The organism is Paenibacillus dendritiformis, from assembly GCF_015845845.1.
Lineage (GTDB): Bacteria > Bacillota > Bacilli > Paenibacillales > Paenibacillaceae > Paenibacillus_B > Paenibacillus_B dendritiformis_C.
In genome coordinates, this window is the sequence record NZ_LDIG01000151.1 from 120253 (window position 1) to 136804 (window position 16552).

Here is a 16552-nt window from a genome sequence, read left to right on the forward strand (position 1 = left end):
ATGTTTTATACGACGATTAGGGCGCTGCTTCGCCTGATTTACCGGCTTCTTTTCCGGTTGGAGGCATCCGGGACAGAGCATGTGCCGAAGGATGGCGGCGTTGTCCTCTGCTCTAACCATATCAGCCTGCTGGACCCTCCGGCGATAGGAATATTGCTGAAGCGGCGCATCCGCTTTATGGCGAAGGCCGAGCTGTTCAATATACCGGTGTTCGGAGCGGCCATCAAGGCGCTGGGCGCTTTTCCCGTCAAGCGCGGCGGCGTCGGCAAAGAAACGATCCGCACCGCGTTTCAATTGCTTCAGGACGGGGATATTATGGGTATATTCCCTGAAGGGACGCGCAATACCGGCCAAGCGGCCGCAGCGAAGAAGGGAGCGGCGATGATTGCGCTCCGCAGCGGCGCGGCTGTCGTTCCGGTAGCGATTATCGGGAGCTACCAGTTGTTCCGCAAGACGCGGGTCGTCTACGGTCCGCCCATCGATATGTCGGATCTGCTGGAACAGAAGGGAAGCGACGTTCTGGAAAAGGCAACCGACCGCATCATGGACCATATCAACCGGCTTAAGCGGGAAGGTTGACGATTCGGAGGATTGGCGTGCATGATTTTCCGCTAACGTCAGATACTACAGGTATTATTTACAGGTTATATTCGAGATTGTTACGACATCCCGATGCGGAGCGGCCATTCGAAGGCCGGGCCGCGGACGGATTCGCATATTAAGGCATCGCGTCAGCGGTGCTGCAGAAGGGCACGGAAGAGTCCTTGCGAAGCCGGCCTCTAAGGCGGGGTTCAATAAATGGGGTTTCAATTGAGGAGGTAGTTCACATGTCTGAAGAAACAAAAGTCAACGAAACAGCCGACACGGCAAACCAGGAAGTGATGGAAAACATCGTGTCCGTCAAAAAAGGGGATACCGTCAGAGGCACGATTGTGAAAATCGACGACAACCAAGCGGTCGTTAGCATTGGATATAAATATGACGGTGTCATTCCCGTCCGCGAATTGTCTTCCGTATCCGTAGACAATATTGCGGATGTTGTCCAAGTCGGGCAAGAAGTCGAATGCAAGGTTGTCAGCATCGACGATGACAAGGAGCGCATGGTTCTGTCCAAGCGGCAAGTAGACAGCGAGAATGCATGGGATGTCATGCAGCAGCATTTCGACAACAACGAAGTATTTGAAGTTACGGTTGTTGATGTCGTCAAGGGCGGCGTCGTAGCCGATGTCGGTGTCCGCGCATTTATTCCTGCATCCATGGTAGAACGTCACTTCGTGGAAGACTTCAGCGATTACAAAGGCCGCACGCTGCGCGTAAAAGTCAAGGAAATCGATCGCGAGAACAACAAGCTCATTCTGTCTCAAAAAGAAGTGCTTGACGAAGAGTTCGAAGCGAACAAGAAGCGCGTGATGGAAAGCCTGAGCGAAGGCCAAGAGCTGGAAGGCACCGTACAGCGCCTGACTCAATTCGGCGCATTCGTTGACGTGGGCGGCGTGGACGGTCTCGTGCACGTGTCCGAGATGGCTTGGCATCATGTCGACAAGCCGTCGGATCTCGTTCAGGAAGGACAGAAAGTCAACGTTAAAGTATTGAAAGTCGATCCGGCGAACGGCAAAATCAGCCTGAGCATGAAAGCGACGCAGCCAGGACCTTGGGAGCAAGCTGCCGACAAGATCAAGACTGGCGATATCTTGACTGGCGAAGTGAAGCGTCTCGTCGACTTCGGCGCCTTCGTTGAAGTGGCTCCTGGCGTGGAAGGGTTGGTTCACATTTCCCAAATCGCGCATCGCCACATCGCGACGCCATCCGAGGTGCTGAAGCAAGGGCAGACCGTTCAAGTGAAGGTGCTTGACTTTAATCCGGCCGAGAAGCGTGTCAGCCTGAGCATCAAGGAGACGGAAGAAGCGCCGGCTCCCGCGCCAAAAGCCGAGAAGAAAGTCATGAAGGAAGAGTTGAACAACAACCCGAACGTGTCCTTGAACAATCAAGGAATGAGCGTCACTTTGGGTGAGCGCTTCGGCGATATGCTCAACAAATTCAAAAAATAATCGAATCAACATCCTTCGGCGGGTTCCCCAGGAGCCCGCCGTTTATTTTTGCAGATTCCTTCAAATAATAAGCAAAAAAGGAATCGGAGTTGAAGCGATTGTTGCCGGGGATGCTGTCATTCATTTTGTGGCTCTGCTGCGCCATATTGATGGCGACGGGATGGAGGGGCGTGCTGCTGCGCGGAATACCGCGAACGATTCTGCTCCTCGTCGGCCTGTTCTGGCTGCTCTATCACGATGCCGGCTTCGGGCTGCTCCCGGAAGGACGCGGGATTCAGCCGGTATGGCTGCTGTGGTGCATGATCGCGGGATGTCTGGCCGGCATGCAGGCGCAGGCCTCCGGCTGGATCATGTTCGCCCTGGCCGGGCGCATCGTCTTGATCGGCGCGGTCTGGCTGTGGACGGCGCTGCTGTCCCAGTCGGCGGTGTGGCCGCTCCCGCTTCTCCCGGCGCACAGCGCTGCCTATCTGATGATGATTGCGATTGTGCTGCTGTGCTCCCGGGACTGGACGCATCAGTGGATCATGCTGACGCTGGGGCTAACGGCGGGGGAGTGGCTGAGCCAATTGAAGCTGTCCTCTGCCGCCGAATTCGGCGGCGCCGCCGTGCAGGATGCGTGGTGGCTCGTGTTCGTGACCGTACGCCTGCTGTCCGCGGTCATTGAATGGTCCCGGCACAAATGGTGGCAGACACGCTTGCAGTGAACCGGCGGCGCATGGTCCGGGCCGGACAAATGGGAGCTACAAATTAGTCAGGTCTCCTGCAAATTGGTTAGCCAAGGTGCTGATTTTTTGATATGATGAACTACGTGTAGATGTTGCATTAGAGATGAGGAGTGAACTGCATGGCAAAACCCGTTGTTGCCATTGTCGGGCGGCCGAATGTCGGCAAGTCCACCATTTTTAACCGAGTCATCGGCGACCGTTTGGCCATAGTGGAGGACAAGCCTGGCGTGACACGCGACCGTATTTACGGAACGGGCGAATGGAACGGCAAGCCGTTCAGCGTTATTGACACGGGCGGAATCGAAGTGTACGGCGAAGACGAGATGCTCCGCTCCATCCGTGTGCAGGCCGAGCTGGCCATTGAAGAAGCGGATGTCATTGTTTTCATGTGTGAAGCGAAGAGCGGCGTAACCCAGGCGGACGAAGAAGTGGCTGAGATTCTGTTCCGGTCCGGGAAGCCGGTAGTTCTTGCGATTAACAAAGTAGACAACTTGCAACGCATGGACGATGTTTATGAATTTTACAGTCTCGGATTCGGGGATCCGGTGCCTATCTCCGGTTCGCACGGCACGGGACTTGGCGATTTGTTGGATGAAGTGGTCCACCGCTTCCCGGAGACGACCGAGGAAGAGTACGATGAGGATGTCATCCGGGTTGCCCTGATCGGCAGACCGAACGTAGGCAAATCCTCGCTCGTCAATGCCATATTGGGCGAGGATCGCGTCATTGTGAGCGATATTGCCGGCACGACGCGCGACGCGATCGATACTCCGTTCGAGAAGGACGGTCAGCGGTTCGTCCTGATCGATACGGCCGGAATGCGCAAGCGCGGCAAGGTGTACGAGACGACCGAGAAGTACAGCGTCATGCGCTCCATGAAAGCGATCGAGCGGGCCGATGTCGTCCTCGTCGTCATCAACGGCGAAGAAGGCATTATTGAGCAAGACAAGCATATTGCAGGCTATGCCCATGAGGCCGGCAAGGCGGCGCTGTTTGTCGTCAACAAATGGGATGTCGTCGAGAAGAACGATCGCACGATGCATGAATTCGAGACGAAGATTCGCGATCATTTCCTGTTCATGCCTTATGCGCCCATCGTCTTCCTGTCCGCCAAGACGAAGCAGCGGCTTCACAAGCTGCTGCCGGTTATCGAGCATGTCGCAGAGCAGCATGCGAAGCGCATACCGACGCATCTGCTCAACGATGTGATAAGCGATGCGGTCGCTTACAATCCTCCGCCAACGGATAAAGGCAGACGGCTGCGCATTAATTATGCGACGCAGGTCGCGGTGAAGCCGCCGACGATTGTCATCTTCGTGAACGACCCGGAGCTGATGCATTTCTCCTACGAGCGCTATTTGGAGAACCGGATCCGGACGTCGTTCGATTTCGAGGGCACGCCGATACGGCTGTTCACCCGCCGCAAATCCGATGAAGGTTAGGGGAGAACGGAATTGGTATATTCAACGATTGCCATCGTGGCTAGTTATTTAATCGGTTCAATCAGCTTCAGTCTGCTGCTCGCCAAATGGCTGCGCGGGATCGATATCCGCCAGCATGGGAGCGGCAATGCCGGCGCGACCAATACACTGCGCGTGCTGGGCAAGGGACCGGCCATCAGCGTGCTGCTGCTGGATGCGCTCAAAGGGATTATTGCCGTGCTGCTTGGATGGTGGCTGACCGATAATTCCTGGGTGATGGTCGGTTGCGGCATCGCGGCGATCACCGGCCATAATTGGCCGGTGTACTTCCGTTTTCGCGGCGGCAAAGGGATCGCGACGACGATTGGCGTGCTGGCGATGCTGGCATTTTGGCCCGCCTTCACGGCAGGCGTGCTGGCCATCGCCTCGATTGCCTGGAAGCGGTATGTCTCCCTCGGCTCGCTTATTTTTACGCTGCTGACACCGGTCTTTATTTTGATTTATCGTTATGATTGGCCGATTTTTTGGGGGAGCCTGCTGATTTGCGCGTTCGCCTTTTATCGTCACCGAAGCAATATCATGAAGCTGTGGCGAGGCACGGAGAACCGCCTCGGCTCGAAGAAAGGAGAGGTGCCGCGTGTCCGCTAAAGTTGCCGTGCTCGTCGCCGGAAGCTGGGGGACGGCACTCAGTGAGGTGCTTGCGCAAAATGGGCATGACGTGTATTTATGGACACGCCATTGCGACCAAGCGGAAGAAATTAATAAGAAGCATCGCAACGGAAAATATTTGCCGGACGTCGTGCTTCACCCTGGCTTGAAGGCGACATGCAGCATGCAGGAAGCGATGGAGGGGGCCTCGGCATGCGTTGTCGTGGCGCCTTCTTCTGCCATGCGTCAAGTAGCGGGTCAGATGAAGCCGTATGTTACGGATGAGATGATTATCGTCCACGCGACCAAAGGGTTCGAGACCGAATCGCTCGCCCGCATGTCGGAAGTATTGGCTGCGGAGCTTGAATGCGGCCTGGAGCGAATCGCGGTTCTGTCGGGGCCGAGTCATGCGGAGGAGGTGGTCCTGCAGTGCCCGACGACGGTCGTCGTGGCTTCCGCCGGATTGGAGACGGCCGAGCAGGCGCAGGATCTGTTCATGAATGACACCTTCTTCCGGGTCTATACGAATCCCGATGTGCTTGGCGTCGAATTGGCCGGATCGCTGAAAAATATTATCGCGCTTGGCGCGGGTCTGTCCGATGGGCTCGGCTTCGGCGATAACGCCAAAGCGGCCTTGCTGACGCGCGGGTTGGCGGAGATAGCGCGGCTCGGAACGAAGATGGGCGCCAATGCGCTTACATTTGCGGGCCTGGCCGGCGTCGGCGACCTTGTCGTCACTTGCACAAGCCAGCATAGCCGCAATTGGCGCGCCGGCTCGATGATAGGGCAAGGGATGGCTGTAGACGAGGTGTTGTCCCGGATGGGAATGGTCGTCGAAGGCATTCGGACGACGAAGGCCGCCTACCGTCTCTCCGGGCAATACGGGGTGCAGATGCCGATTACCGAGCAGCTCTACCGCGTCCTGTTCGAAGGCAGGGAAGCGAAGACGGCCGTAGAATATTTGATGGGCCGCGTACGCAAGCACGAGATCGAAGAAGTGGCTGCCTGGTCCTGACCGCTCAGGGCTGAGTGCGGAAATGTCGCTCCATCTCTCACCTCTCCTGGAATCTGTTCATACATTGAAGGTAAACAGACTTGAGGAGGGAATATATGTCGAGCAACAAATTCCCGAAGGAAGCCTTGAACAAGATCAACAAAAAAGCCGGCAAAAACATAACCGAAAACCAAATCAAAAAGCTTGCCGGATCGGTTAAGCCTTCCACGCTTCAAAGCGAAGCCCAACTGCGCCAGCTCATCAAGCAGGTCGCTGCGGTGGCGAAGCTTCCCGTGACGGAAGCTACAATAAATGATATTGTCAGCGCCGTGAAGAAGAGCGGCATGAATCCGAACAATATGGAAGCTTTGATGAAAATGATGATGAAGAAGTAGCGGTTACCGTCCCCAACCGGCGGCAGCGTGAGCGGATGCTTGCGCTGCTTGTTTTTTGCCAGCGGCCATCATAAGCCGCGGCTGGCGAAGAAGAATCATCCACTCTCGTTTTCTTCTGCGGATACGAATGGTATAATGGGAGCAGTTTGTGAGGAATGGGAGAATCAGAGACTATGGATGGTATGACGAAGATGTGGGTATCGTTTATCGGAATCGGCCTGATGGCTTTTTCCGCCTTTTTAATCATGTTCGCCCGGACAAAAACCAAGGGTTGGGTCAAAGGCATTCTATCGTTTGTCGCATTCATCATGCTGTTGGCCGGCATGCTGTACGGCCTGATTTCCATTATGTAATCACAATAAGCATACTCAGGAGGAACAACGGGTTATGGCAGACATTAAGATACGGGGACGCGAACGGGAGGCTACCGTGACGGTGCCGGTCGGAATGACGCTGCTTGAAGCCGCAATCCAGGCCAAAGTGGACTGGTCTTATTCCTGCACGCGGGGGACCTGCGCACGCTGCCGTTGTCAGATTGTCTCCGGCTATGACAACCTGGGCGATGTCACCGATGCGGAATGGAACCGGATGGAGGAGGAAGAATTCCATCAAGGCTACCGGCTCGCCTGTCAGACGACAGTGGTGAAGGACGGTCAGGTAGAAGCGATACATAAGCCGTATTTTGGATGACGCCGCTGCGTCTATTGGCGCTGTCCATCAATACGGGCGGTTCATTATTAGCACGCGTTGTGAAGGGCTTCCCGCCTTTCGCTCGCGTCGAGATACACAGAGGAAATGGAGCGCGCCGCATGAACGAACATTCATTGTCTCATTCGCTAGAGAAGAGTATCGGCCTTTTGACGGAGGCCTGCCCGCCGGGAACGCTGCCTTGGATGCTGGGCGGAAGCTGCGGCTTGGTCCTGCAAGGCGTGGATATCGACCGCGAGCCGCGCGACATTGATCTGTACGCCGATGAAGCGGAGGCCGCTTCCCTGCACCGCGCCTGGGGCGACTGGTCGACGGATGAGCCCGTATGGAGCGTCACCGACCGTTACCGCTCCCTGTTAAGCCATTACCGCCATGAGAGAGTAACGGCCGAGCTGGTCGGAGGCTTCACGGTCACGACGCCGGAATGCCGCTATGAGACGGTGATTGTCGAAGGGTTATGGCCTGTCGGGCCGGAGCATGCGCTCGGCCGCCACGTCATCCGGCTGATGCCGTTGGCTCATGAGCTGGTCTTCAACCTGCTGCGCGAGCGGGAGGATCGCACGGAGGCCATCGTGCGCGTCATGAACCGGGAGCCGGACAAGCATGTCGAGGCGATGCGGGCCGTATGGAATCGCTGCCGGGCAAGTTCGCGCTTCGCGGAGCGGCTGTGCGAGCTCTGCCCGCAGGTGATGGCGGGCATCATCCCGAACCGAACCGTTCGGTCGCGGGAGGAAGAATAGGAACGGGTGCGGCCAGCAGGCTGTTAGAGGCACCGGAATGGTTGAAGGGAAAGGGAGGAGCGCTGTGGGAACGCGCGTGACATTCATGCCGGCCGGGAAAACGATTGATGTCGTCCGGCCGACGACGATACTGGCGGCCGCCCGTCAGGCCGGAGTGGCCGTGCGCACGCGCTGCGGCGGCAAAGCGGGCTGCCTCCTGTGCAAGGTGAACGTGTCCGGCGATGCGCATGCCGTCACGGCCCCGACTCCGCCCGAGGTGCGGAAGATGGGGATGGAGGAGACGCTGGGCGCTCGTCTCGCTTGCCAGGTTCGGCTGAGCGGCAGAGCGGGAAGCGTCACGGTCGAGGTGCCGGAAGATCCGTTGAAGGCGCTCGTCCGCCGCAAGCTGGAGGAACAGCGGGGCGAGGACGCATTGTGGTAAATGACTGGAGCACCCATGCTCAACAAGCAAATTTGCGATGGAAACCTCTAATAGAAACAGGCTGGAGGGAATGATAGTGAACCGACAACGAGGGGCCGGCATCGTCGCTGTAACCGCTCTATTGCTGGCGCTGCTGCAAGGATGCATGTATCCGAAGGAACTGCGGAAGGAGAATCAGCAGTCCGCCCGCGAGGGCGTGCTGCTCGTGCAGAGCGCGGTGGATGAATATTTGAAGGATACCGGACTGCTCCCGATACAGAACAGCGAAGAGGATGTTCCCCGGTATGAGAAGTTCCGCGTTGATTTCGAGGCGCTGAAGCACAGCGGCAAGCTGAGCGCCGCGCCGGCCAGCGCGTTCGAGGCGGGCGGCACCGGATCGTATCTTATTCTCGACGAAGAGACGGAGCCGAAGGTCCGGATCATGGATTTGGCGGTGGCGCAATATGTGAATGATGCCGCCCGTGCCGTCGATTCCTACAAGCGCAAGCAGGGACGCCTGCCTTCGAAGGAAGAGGCCTATCCCGGCTTCTACCGGATCGATGAAGCAGCCGCCGGTCTCAAGCCGTCGAACGTCAGAAATCCGTTCAGCGGAGAACCGTTGGCGCTGATGATGGATGAACAGGGACGCGTCTATGCCGATTACGCGATGGAGCTGATGCAGGTCATCGAGGCGGGAGACACGCTGCCCGCCGAGGATGGAGCCGACCTGCGCCCGCTGCTGACCGAGAAATCATTCTATGTCCCGGTCAAATCCGTCCCGTACATATGGAAGGATGGGGCTCCTTGGCCGCAGGCGGACCCCGAATCGTAATCATCCACTGGCAAGGGCCAGGCCAAATGCAAGACCGTATGGAAATTTTCCGTACGGTCTTGTTTGCGTTGTCATACTTTTCTATGACTTTCATATAACTGATTTGGAAGGCGTGAGTGCGCCCGGCGAAGAAAAATGTTGCTATCAGGGGTCATATTTGCGATAGGTGCGAAATAAGATGATACTAGTCCAAAAACATGTACGAGTTGCGTCGCAATGCCCTTGTACAACGTGAAGTCTCGGCGGAGAACACTGGCGACAACGGCAACAGCTCAATCCTAGCAACGGTGCCAATCGTTTCAGAAGGACGAGAGGCGGACGAAAGCCTCTTGTCCGTCGGAACATTTTGAGGAGGGGATATCATTGGAAAAAGTGGACATCTTTAAGGACATTGCCGAGCGTACCGGCGGGGATATTTACCTCGGGGTCGTCGGTGCGGTCCGCACGGGGAAATCGACTTTTATCAAACGCTTTATGGAGACGGTCGTTCTTCCGAATATTACAAATGAATCCGACCGCATTCGCGCCGTCGACGAACTGCCGCAGAGCGCTGCGGGCAAGACGATTATGACGACGGAGCCGAAGTTCGTGCCGAACAATGCGGTTCAGATTAAGGTGGCGGAAGGACTGGAAGTGAACGTCCGCCTCGTGGATTGCGTCGGTTACGCCGTGGAAGGCGCCAAAGGCTATGAAGACGAGAACGGGCCGCGGATGATCAATACGCCGTGGTTCGAGGATCCGATCCCGTTCCAGGAAGCGGCGGAGATCGGCACGCGGAAGGTCATTCAGGAGCATTCCACCCTCGGCGTCGTCGTCACGACCGACGGCTCGATTGCCGAGATTCCGCGCTATTCGTATGTCGACTCCGAAGAACGGGTCATTAACGAGCTGAAGGAAGTCGGCAAGCCGTTCGTGCTCGTCATCAACTCGACGCGTCCGAAGAGTGAAGAAACCGTTGCGCTGCGCAACGAGCTGCAGGAGAAATACGATATTCCGGTGATGGCTCTCAGCGTCGCGACGATGAGTGAAGATGACGTGATGGGCGTGCTGCGGGAAGTGCTGTACGAATTCCCGGTTCATGAAGTCAATGTCAATCTGCCGAGCTGGGTTATGGTCCTACATGACAACCATTGGCTGCGTACCAGCTATGAGAGCTCGGTTCGCGATACAGTCAAGGATATCCGCCGTCTGCGCGATGTCGACCGCGTCGTGCAGCAATTCATGGACTATGACTTTATCGCCCGCGCCGGACTTAGCGGGATGGATATGGGGCAAGGCGTTGCCGAAATCGACTTGTACGCGCCGGATGAGCTCTATGATCAGATTTTGATGGAGGTCGTCGGCGTTGAAATACGGGGCAAGGATCATTTGCTCCAACTGATGCAGGAATTCTCCCATGCGAAGCGGGAATATGACCGGTTCGCCGATGCGCTGGAGATGGTGAAGACGACGGGCTACGGCATCGCGGCTCCGACCTTAACCGAGATGGCTCTTGACGAGCCGGAGCTTATCCGCCAAGGATCGCGCTTCGGGGTGCGGTTGAAGGCGACAGCCCCGTCCATTCATATGATCCGGGTCGATGTCGAATCCGAATTCGCGCCGATTATCGGCACGGAGAAGCAGAGCGAGGAATTGATGCGCTATCTGATGCAGGACTTCGAGAACGACCCGACGAAGATCTGGGAATCCGATATTTTCGGCCGTTCCCTCCACTCCATTGTCAGGGAAGGCATCCAGGGCAAGATTGCGATGATGCCGGACAATGCCCGCTACAAGCTACAGGAGACGCTGGGCCGGATCATCAACGAAGGATCGGGCGGCCTGATTGCCATTATCCTGTGACGGAACATTCAGACCGGATACGGAGTAGCTCAGGCGCTCCTTGTTCTCTCGGGAACAGGGGGCGGATTGAGCTTTTTTGTTTATTTCGCGGCGCGGCGCCGATTTTACCCCCTTGCATTTGTGATAGCGGTATATTACTATAAATTTGTTCCTCGACCATGAAAGACGGCGGAGCCAAGCTGTATCTGACGTTTTTAGGGTTGATGATGTATATTTTCATAGGAAACAGTGAAAAAAAGGGATAACAGGACATATTTCATCGGGAGGTGAATTGAGAATGAACAAATCCGAATTGATTACCGAGGTTGCAGAGTCCACGGAATTGTCCAAGAAAGACGTGACGAAAGTTGTAGACGCCGTCTTCGAAGCGATTTCCAACGCACTGCAGAACGGTGACAAGGTCCAATTGGTAGGCTTCGGCAACTTCGAAGTGCGCGAGCGCTCCGCCCGCAAAGGTCGGAACCCGCAAACGGGCGAAGAAATCGAAATTCCTGCGAGCAAGATCCCTGCGTTCAAACCGGGTAAAGCACTTAAAGACGGCATCAAATAAGTGAACTTACATACTCTAGTGACCATGGGGAACGCGAGCTCAGTGAAGCCGCGACGGGATTCCGTCGCGGCTTTCTCTTGTCCGGCAAGACGTTTCCATCGGTTCGAGACGGGCTATGGGCAAGCGGCGCAACCGTGTTATAATAGCGAGAGAAGAGGAGGGAGTTCTGTTGGAGAACCAGACCGACTATATCGTGATCAAGGCGAAGGATCAAGGCGTTCAAGTATTCGGACTGACTCGGGGCCAAGATACCCGCTTCCATCATATCGAGAAGCTGGACAAGAATGAAGTGCTGATTGCGCAGTTCACCGAACATACGTCTGCGGTCAAGGTGCGCGGCAAGGCCGTCATCCTGACGAAGCATGGCGAGGTGCATACCGATACGGATTAGGGCGAGCTGCTCCGCCATGCTGCGGGGCGGTTTTTTTGCGGGGCCCGGCCAGGATGCCGCGGTTGGTCTGCTTCGGAAATGCAGTCATACCCGGCACAATTTCACTGTATGATGAGGTATGGACATACTCTTATGGGTCGAGACTGGAAATAGGGATTCACAGCGGATGTCTTCACCATGTACAGTAGGGGAGCGGGTATAATGAACCGGGTTCAACGATGGCGGCCGGCCATGCTGACGGCGATGGCGACCGTCCTGCTGACGGCGGGGCTTGGCTGGCTGTCCGCCGCGCACCGCGCGGACGGGAACAAGCCGCAGGAGGCGGCGGCCGTAACGGCATCGCCGCAGACGGTCTCCGTCACCGATGCGCGGCTGGTCGACTATTTATCGGATATTCCGCTGCAGTTGAGACTGAGCCGGGCCGCATGGAACGGAGACGGGCTGACGATTGACATGAAGGTCGCCTCCACTATCGCGAGGCCGGATGCGATCTATCATGATATATACGAGATGCTGCAGCACAGCTTTACCCGAACGGACAACGTGAACCGGTTGCTGCTGCGGATCGTCATACAGGACGAGCGCTTGAAGAAAAATTATGTGCTGCTGTCGCTGGACGCGCGCAAGCAGGAAGCGACGCCGGAACGGTTGAAGGCAATCCGCGAGGGCGTCGTCGCGCCCGATACGGAACAGGCGCTTCGCTTTATTTATACGCCGCTCTGGGATCGGACTTTTCCCGGAGACAGATAGAAGGCATGTCTGGCCCGACGGGGCAGCAAGAAAATATGCCCGTTCATATGGAACCTATGATATAATGATTTAGATTGCGACATCCCGCCAGGATGACTAACCGCTTATTGTCGGAGGACTCATAATGGAAGTAAACCACATTTCGCAATTGGCAAAACGGTACGTAGAACATGACATGATACAGGCGTACACTGACCTGCCTGCGTTCCCACACACGCGGGTGGAGCTGATGTTCGCCTTTTTAAACCGCAGCAAGAAGGGTGCGGAGCACAGCGAACTCATTTCGCTGGTGACTTCGCTCGTGCAAGTGGGCCTCGATACCCACGACTTGATTGAAATGGCGACCAAGGATGAGAGCGATCGCAATCTGCGTTCCCGTCAGCTCAAGGTGCTGGCGGGCGATTATTTCAGCAGCCGCTTCTATCATCTGCTCGCCCATGCGGGTCAGATCGATGCAATCCGGGCGCTGAGCCAGGCGGTATGCACCGTCAATCAGCTCAAGGTGGCGACGCTCGAGAAGATGAAGCAGTGGGCGATGACGGCGGAGGAATATTTGCGCGCGTGCGTCTCTCTGCGCAAGACGCTGTTCCAGTCTTTCAACCATCGCATGGCTGCCCAGGACGTAGGTTTATGGGAGCAGCTTCTCGACCAGGTCGCCGAACTGGAAGTGATGAAGCAGGAAGAGGAACGCTCCGAGCAGTTCCAGCGCTTCGAAGGCAGTTGGTCTTATTGGCATGTATGGCAGCAAGGCACGGAAGAAGAGAGAAGGAAGATGAAGCAGCGCGCCTACGACACCGCGTTCTGGAGCGCGATGATGGCGAAGTATGAAGTGAGACAGCAGCTGGCGTACCAGATTCGGGTCATTCAGGACAAGCTGCAGACCATTACGTCCGCGATGTCGCTGGACGCCGTGACGACAGGACGGGTCGTCCAATTGCTCAGCCCGCTCGTGCTGCCGTCTTCTCCGACCAATGCTGCGGCTCAACGCAGTTAACATACCGGATTGAGGTGAAGGGCAAGGTGACGCATAACATGGAGACTCACTCGCCAAAAACGGGGAAGTCCAAAGAAGAATATGTGCATGATGTGTTCGAGAACATTGCTCATAAATACGATGTCATGAACGATATTATGAGCTTCCGGCGTCATAAAGCGTGGCGGAATTATACGATGCGCCGGATGAATGTTCAGCCCGGGGAGACCGCGCTCGACCTGTGCTGCGGGACATGCGACTGGACGATCCAGCTCGCGCAGGCAAGCCGCACGGGACAGATGATCGGTCTGGACTTCAGTCCGAAGATGCTGTCCGTCGGGCAGCGCAAGATAGAAAAATTGGGCTTGCAGCATCAGATCCGGCTTGTCGAAGGCAATGCGATGGATCTCCCGTTCCCGGATAACAGCTTCGACTACGTGACGATCGGATTCGGACTCCGCAACGTCCCCGACTATGATCAAGTGATTCGGGAGATGCGGAGAGTCGTCAAGCCCGGAGGGCGGGTCGTCTGCCTGGAACTGAGCAAGCCGACCTGGCAGCCGTTCAAAGGGCTGTACTATTTTTATTTCGAACGGCTCCTTCCGCTGCTGGGGAAATGGATTGCCAAGCGCTACGAGCAGTACAAATGGCTGCCGGAATCCCTGGCTGCGTTCCCGGGCCGCCAGGAACTGGCCGACATGTTCCGCGCCGCCGGCCTGGAGCAGGTGGAAGCGAAGGCGCTGACCGGAGGAATTGCCGCGCTGCACATCGGCACGAAGGGGAATGGACATGTTTAAAAAAGTGCGTATTTTCCTGGAAATGATAAAAATCGAACATACGTTATTCGCGCTTCCGTTTGCGTTCATGGGTGCCATCCTCGGTTCCATGGTCATGGATAACCGCTTCCCAACGCTGGCCGAATGGGGATGGATTCTGATGGCCATGGTCGGAGCGCGAAGCGCGGCGATGGCCTTGAACCGGCTCATTGATGCCGCCATCGACGCCAAAAATCCGCGCACGGCCAACCGCGCCATTCCGGCCGGCCTGCTCAAGGCAGGCGAAGTGATATTATTCACGGCCGTATCGTTCGGGCTGCTGTTCTGGGCAGCCGCCAATTTGCAGCCGCTGGCTGTTTATTTATTGCCTATTGCCGTCTTTATGCTTGTCTTTTATTCCTTCACGAAGCGGTTTACATGGCTGTGCCACTTTATTCTTGGCTTGACGATCGCGCTCGCTCCGCTAGGGGGCTGGGTTGCGGTCACGAATGAGGTGAACTGGACTTCTATTATTTTTTATTTGACGGTGGCTTGCTGGACGACGGGCTTTGATGTCATCTATGCTTGCCAGGATTACGAATTCGATCGCAAGGAAGGCTTGAAATCGATTCCCGCCCGGTTCGGCATTGCGAAGGCATTGTGGATAGCGCGCGGGTTTCACATTGTGACCGCGATCGGCTTCCTTCTGCTGATGTTCGTCACGCAATTGAGCTGGTGGTATATTATCGGAACTATCATCGCTTCCGGCTTGCTCATTTATGAGCATATGCTGGTCAAGCCATATGATCTGAGCCGGACGAACACCGCATTCTTCACGCTGAACGGCATTTTGAGCATTGTCGTATTCGCCTTCACTTTGCTGGATCTGGTGGTGCTGGGCTCATGACAGCGGCGAACAAACGTTATGTCGTAGGCATTACCGGGGCGAGCGGAGCGATATACGGCATCCGGCTCGCGGAATGCCTGCTGGAAGCCGGCTGCATCGTGCATTTGCTCGTCTCGGATGCCGGTTGGCGGGTGCTCAAGGAAGAATTGGGTTGGGAAGTCGCCCGGCGCCAGGAGGCCATCGAGCGGGCGTTCGGCGAGCAAGCCGGCCGCATCGTGTACCATCCGATCCAGGATATCGGGGCCAGCATCGCTAGCGGCTCATACCGTGTCCAAGGCATGATCATCATGCCTTGCTCCATGGGGACGCTGTCATCCTTGGCTCACGGATCCTCGGACAACTTGATGGGACGGGCTGCCGACGTGATGATGAAGGAAGGGCGCCCGCTCATCGTCGTGCCGCGCGAGACGCCGATGCATGCGATCCATCTGGAAAATATGCTCAAGCTCGCTCATATGGGCGTGCGCATCGTGCCGGCGATGCCGGCGTTCTATTATCATCCGAAGACGTTGGACGACATCGTGAACTTCCTGGTCGGAAAGGTGCTGGACACGCTCGATATCGAGCATCAATTGTTTAGAAGGTGGGGGGAACCTGATGGTACTGCAGCAAGACACGAACAATAACCCGTCCCATATTCGCATCGGCCGCATCGACTATACGAACGTATGGCCGATCTTTTATCATTTTCAGCCGAAGAATACCCGGGCCGTATTGGACATGATTCCGGCGGTCCCTGCCGGGCTGAATCAAGCGATGCGTGAAGGCAGGATTGATATGGGTCCGATTTCGGCGTTTGCTTACGGCATTTCCTCCGAGCAATATACGCTGTTCCCGAATTTGTCGGTGAGCGCGCACGGCCGCGTCAATTCCATTTTTCTTTTTTTAAAGAAGCCGCTGGAGGAAGCGCTCCGGGGCAAGATCGCGTTGACGACAACATCGGCCACGTCGACCAATCTGTTCAAAATTATCGCCGCGAAGTTCTACCGTGCGCATCCGGAATACATTCCGATGGATCCGGATCTGGACGCGATGATGGCTGAAGCGGACGGCGCCGTTCTGATCGGCGATCACGCCATCCGGGCCTCTTGGAATAACCCTGGTTATGAAGTGATCGATCTCGGCGAGCTGTGGCGCCAATGGACCGGGCATTGGATGACCTTCGCCGTATGGGCGGTCAACCGGGACGTCATCCGCCAGCATGGCGACGATATCAAAATCATTATGGACGCGTTCGAAGCCAGCAAGCGGAAGAGCCTGCTCGATCCGCGCCCGCTGGCGCAGGAGGCCGTACGCACGATCGGCGGCACGGTCGACTATTGGATGGATTATTTTACCAATTTGAATTACGATTTCGATCGTCCGCAGCAGGAAGGGCTTCAACGCTATTTCCAATACGCGTACGAGTTAGGACTTATTGATCATGAAGTTCGGCTTGAACTCTGGTCGGAAAATACGGTTGGTTAGGTGAAG

At 56.3% G+C, this 16552-nt stretch carries 21 protein-coding genes; all 21 read left to right on the plus strand.

What is annotated here, in order from left to right; translation table 11 throughout:
* The 21 genes from ABD76_RS14670 to ABD76_RS14770 all read left to right on the plus strand — a co-directional run bounded on the left by ABD76_RS14670 (position 1) and on the right by ABD76_RS14770 (position 16546).
* On the plus strand, positions 1–579 hold the full coding sequence (locus ABD76_RS14670; protein ID WP_197257992.1) for a lysophospholipid acyltransferase family protein: 579 nt from the start codon (positions 1–3) through the stop codon (positions 577–579).
* 248 nt (positions 580–827) lie between these two features.
* Positions 828–2048, plus strand: coding sequence for a 30S ribosomal protein S1 (gene rpsA, locus ABD76_RS14675; RefSeq protein WP_197257994.1), 1221 nt, complete (start codon positions 828–830; stop codon positions 2046–2048).
* A gap of 89 nt (positions 2049–2137) precedes the next feature.
* Positions 2138–2752 carry a permease gene (locus ABD76_RS14680; protein ID WP_242069579.1) on the plus strand — a complete coding sequence of 205 codons (615 nt, stop codon included), beginning with the start codon at positions 2138–2140 and terminating at the stop codon, positions 2750–2752.
* A gap of 140 nt (positions 2753–2892) precedes the next feature.
* Positions 2893–4215, plus strand: coding sequence for a ribosome biogenesis GTPase Der (gene der / locus ABD76_RS14685; RefSeq protein ID WP_197257996.1), 1323 nt, complete (start codon positions 2893–2895; stop codon positions 4213–4215).
* A gap of 12 nt (positions 4216–4227) precedes the next feature.
* A complete protein-coding gene (plsY, locus tag ABD76_RS14690) occupies positions 4228–4842 on the plus strand; it encodes a glycerol-3-phosphate 1-O-acyltransferase PlsY (RefSeq protein WP_197257998.1) in 615 nt (204 codons plus the stop codon).
* Entirely contained in the window at positions 4832–5857 is a 1026-nt protein-coding gene (locus ABD76_RS14695) for an NAD(P)H-dependent glycerol-3-phosphate dehydrogenase (RefSeq protein ID WP_197258000.1), read from the plus strand. Before plsY ends, ABD76_RS14695 begins: the two co-directional genes overlap by 11 nt.
* A 95-nt stretch (positions 5858–5952) precedes the next feature.
* Positions 5953–6231, plus strand: a complete 279-nt coding sequence (locus tag ABD76_RS14700; protein WP_197258002.1) for a stage VI sporulation protein F — start codon at positions 5953–5955, stop codon at positions 6229–6231.
* Between the two features lie 173 nt (positions 6232–6404).
* Positions 6405–6584, plus strand: coding sequence for a DUF2768 family protein (locus ABD76_RS14705; protein WP_006678900.1), 180 nt, complete (start codon positions 6405–6407; stop codon positions 6582–6584).
* A gap of 34 nt (positions 6585–6618) precedes the next feature.
* Complete coding sequence (locus tag ABD76_RS14710) at positions 6619–6921, plus strand: 2Fe-2S iron-sulfur cluster-binding protein (RefSeq protein ID WP_197258004.1); 303 nt, start codon at positions 6619–6621, stop codon at positions 6919–6921.
* Positions 6922–7040: 119 nt separating this feature from the next.
* Positions 7041–7679 (plus strand): nucleotidyltransferase family protein, encoded by a 639-nt coding sequence (locus ABD76_RS14715; RefSeq protein WP_197258005.1) that lies wholly within the window; start codon positions 7041–7043, stop codon positions 7677–7679.
* A 64-nt stretch (positions 7680–7743) separates the two neighbouring features.
* Positions 7744–8100 (plus strand): 2Fe-2S iron-sulfur cluster-binding protein, encoded by a 357-nt coding sequence (locus tag ABD76_RS14720; RefSeq protein ID WP_197258007.1) that lies wholly within the window; start codon positions 7744–7746, stop codon positions 8098–8100.
* Positions 8101–8170: 70 nt separating this feature from the next.
* Positions 8171–8911 carry a hypothetical protein gene (locus tag ABD76_RS14725; RefSeq protein WP_197258009.1) on the plus strand — a complete coding sequence of 247 codons (741 nt, stop codon included), beginning with the start codon at positions 8171–8173 and terminating at the stop codon, positions 8909–8911.
* A 363-nt stretch (positions 8912–9274) separates the two neighbouring features.
* Positions 9275–10753: a stage IV sporulation protein A gene (spoIVA, locus tag ABD76_RS14730; protein WP_197258011.1), complete on the plus strand. Its 1479-nt coding sequence runs from the start codon at positions 9275–9277 to the stop codon at positions 10751–10753.
* Between the two features lie 277 nt (positions 10754–11030).
* The gene (locus ABD76_RS14735; protein ID WP_006678894.1) at positions 11031–11303 is read left to right on the plus strand and encodes an HU family DNA-binding protein; all 273 of its coding nucleotides are present in this window, start codon (positions 11031–11033) and stop codon (positions 11301–11303) included.
* Positions 11304–11472: 169 nt separating this feature from the next.
* Positions 11473–11694: a trp RNA-binding attenuation protein MtrB gene (gene mtrB / locus ABD76_RS14740; RefSeq protein ID WP_168181472.1), complete on the plus strand. Its 222-nt coding sequence runs from the start codon at positions 11473–11475 to the stop codon at positions 11692–11694.
* A 201-nt stretch (positions 11695–11895) separates the two neighbouring features.
* Entirely contained in the window at positions 11896–12444 is a 549-nt protein-coding gene (locus ABD76_RS14745) for an ATPase (protein ID WP_197258013.1), read from the plus strand.
* Positions 12445–12568: 124 nt separating this feature from the next.
* Positions 12569–13438, plus strand: coding sequence for a heptaprenyl diphosphate synthase component 1 (locus ABD76_RS14750; RefSeq protein ID WP_197258015.1), 870 nt, complete (start codon positions 12569–12571; stop codon positions 13436–13438).
* A gap of 26 nt (positions 13439–13464) precedes the next feature.
* Positions 13465–14214, plus strand: coding sequence for a demethylmenaquinone methyltransferase (locus ABD76_RS14755; protein WP_197258017.1), 750 nt, complete (start codon positions 13465–13467; stop codon positions 14212–14214).
* A complete protein-coding gene (locus tag ABD76_RS14760) occupies positions 14207–15079 on the plus strand; it encodes a UbiA-like polyprenyltransferase (RefSeq protein WP_197258019.1) in 873 nt (290 codons plus the stop codon). The genes ABD76_RS14755 and ABD76_RS14760 overlap by 8 nt, the downstream gene beginning before the upstream one ends.
* Entirely contained in the window at positions 15076–15705 is a 630-nt protein-coding gene (locus ABD76_RS14765) for a UbiX family flavin prenyltransferase (protein WP_197258021.1), read from the plus strand. The genes ABD76_RS14760 and ABD76_RS14765 overlap by 4 nt, the downstream gene beginning before the upstream one ends.
* Positions 15677–16546, plus strand: a complete 870-nt coding sequence (locus ABD76_RS14770; RefSeq protein WP_197258023.1) for a menaquinone biosynthesis protein — start codon at positions 15677–15679, stop codon at positions 16544–16546. Before ABD76_RS14765 ends, ABD76_RS14770 begins: the two co-directional genes overlap by 29 nt.
* Positions 16547–16552: the final 6 nt, after the last annotated feature.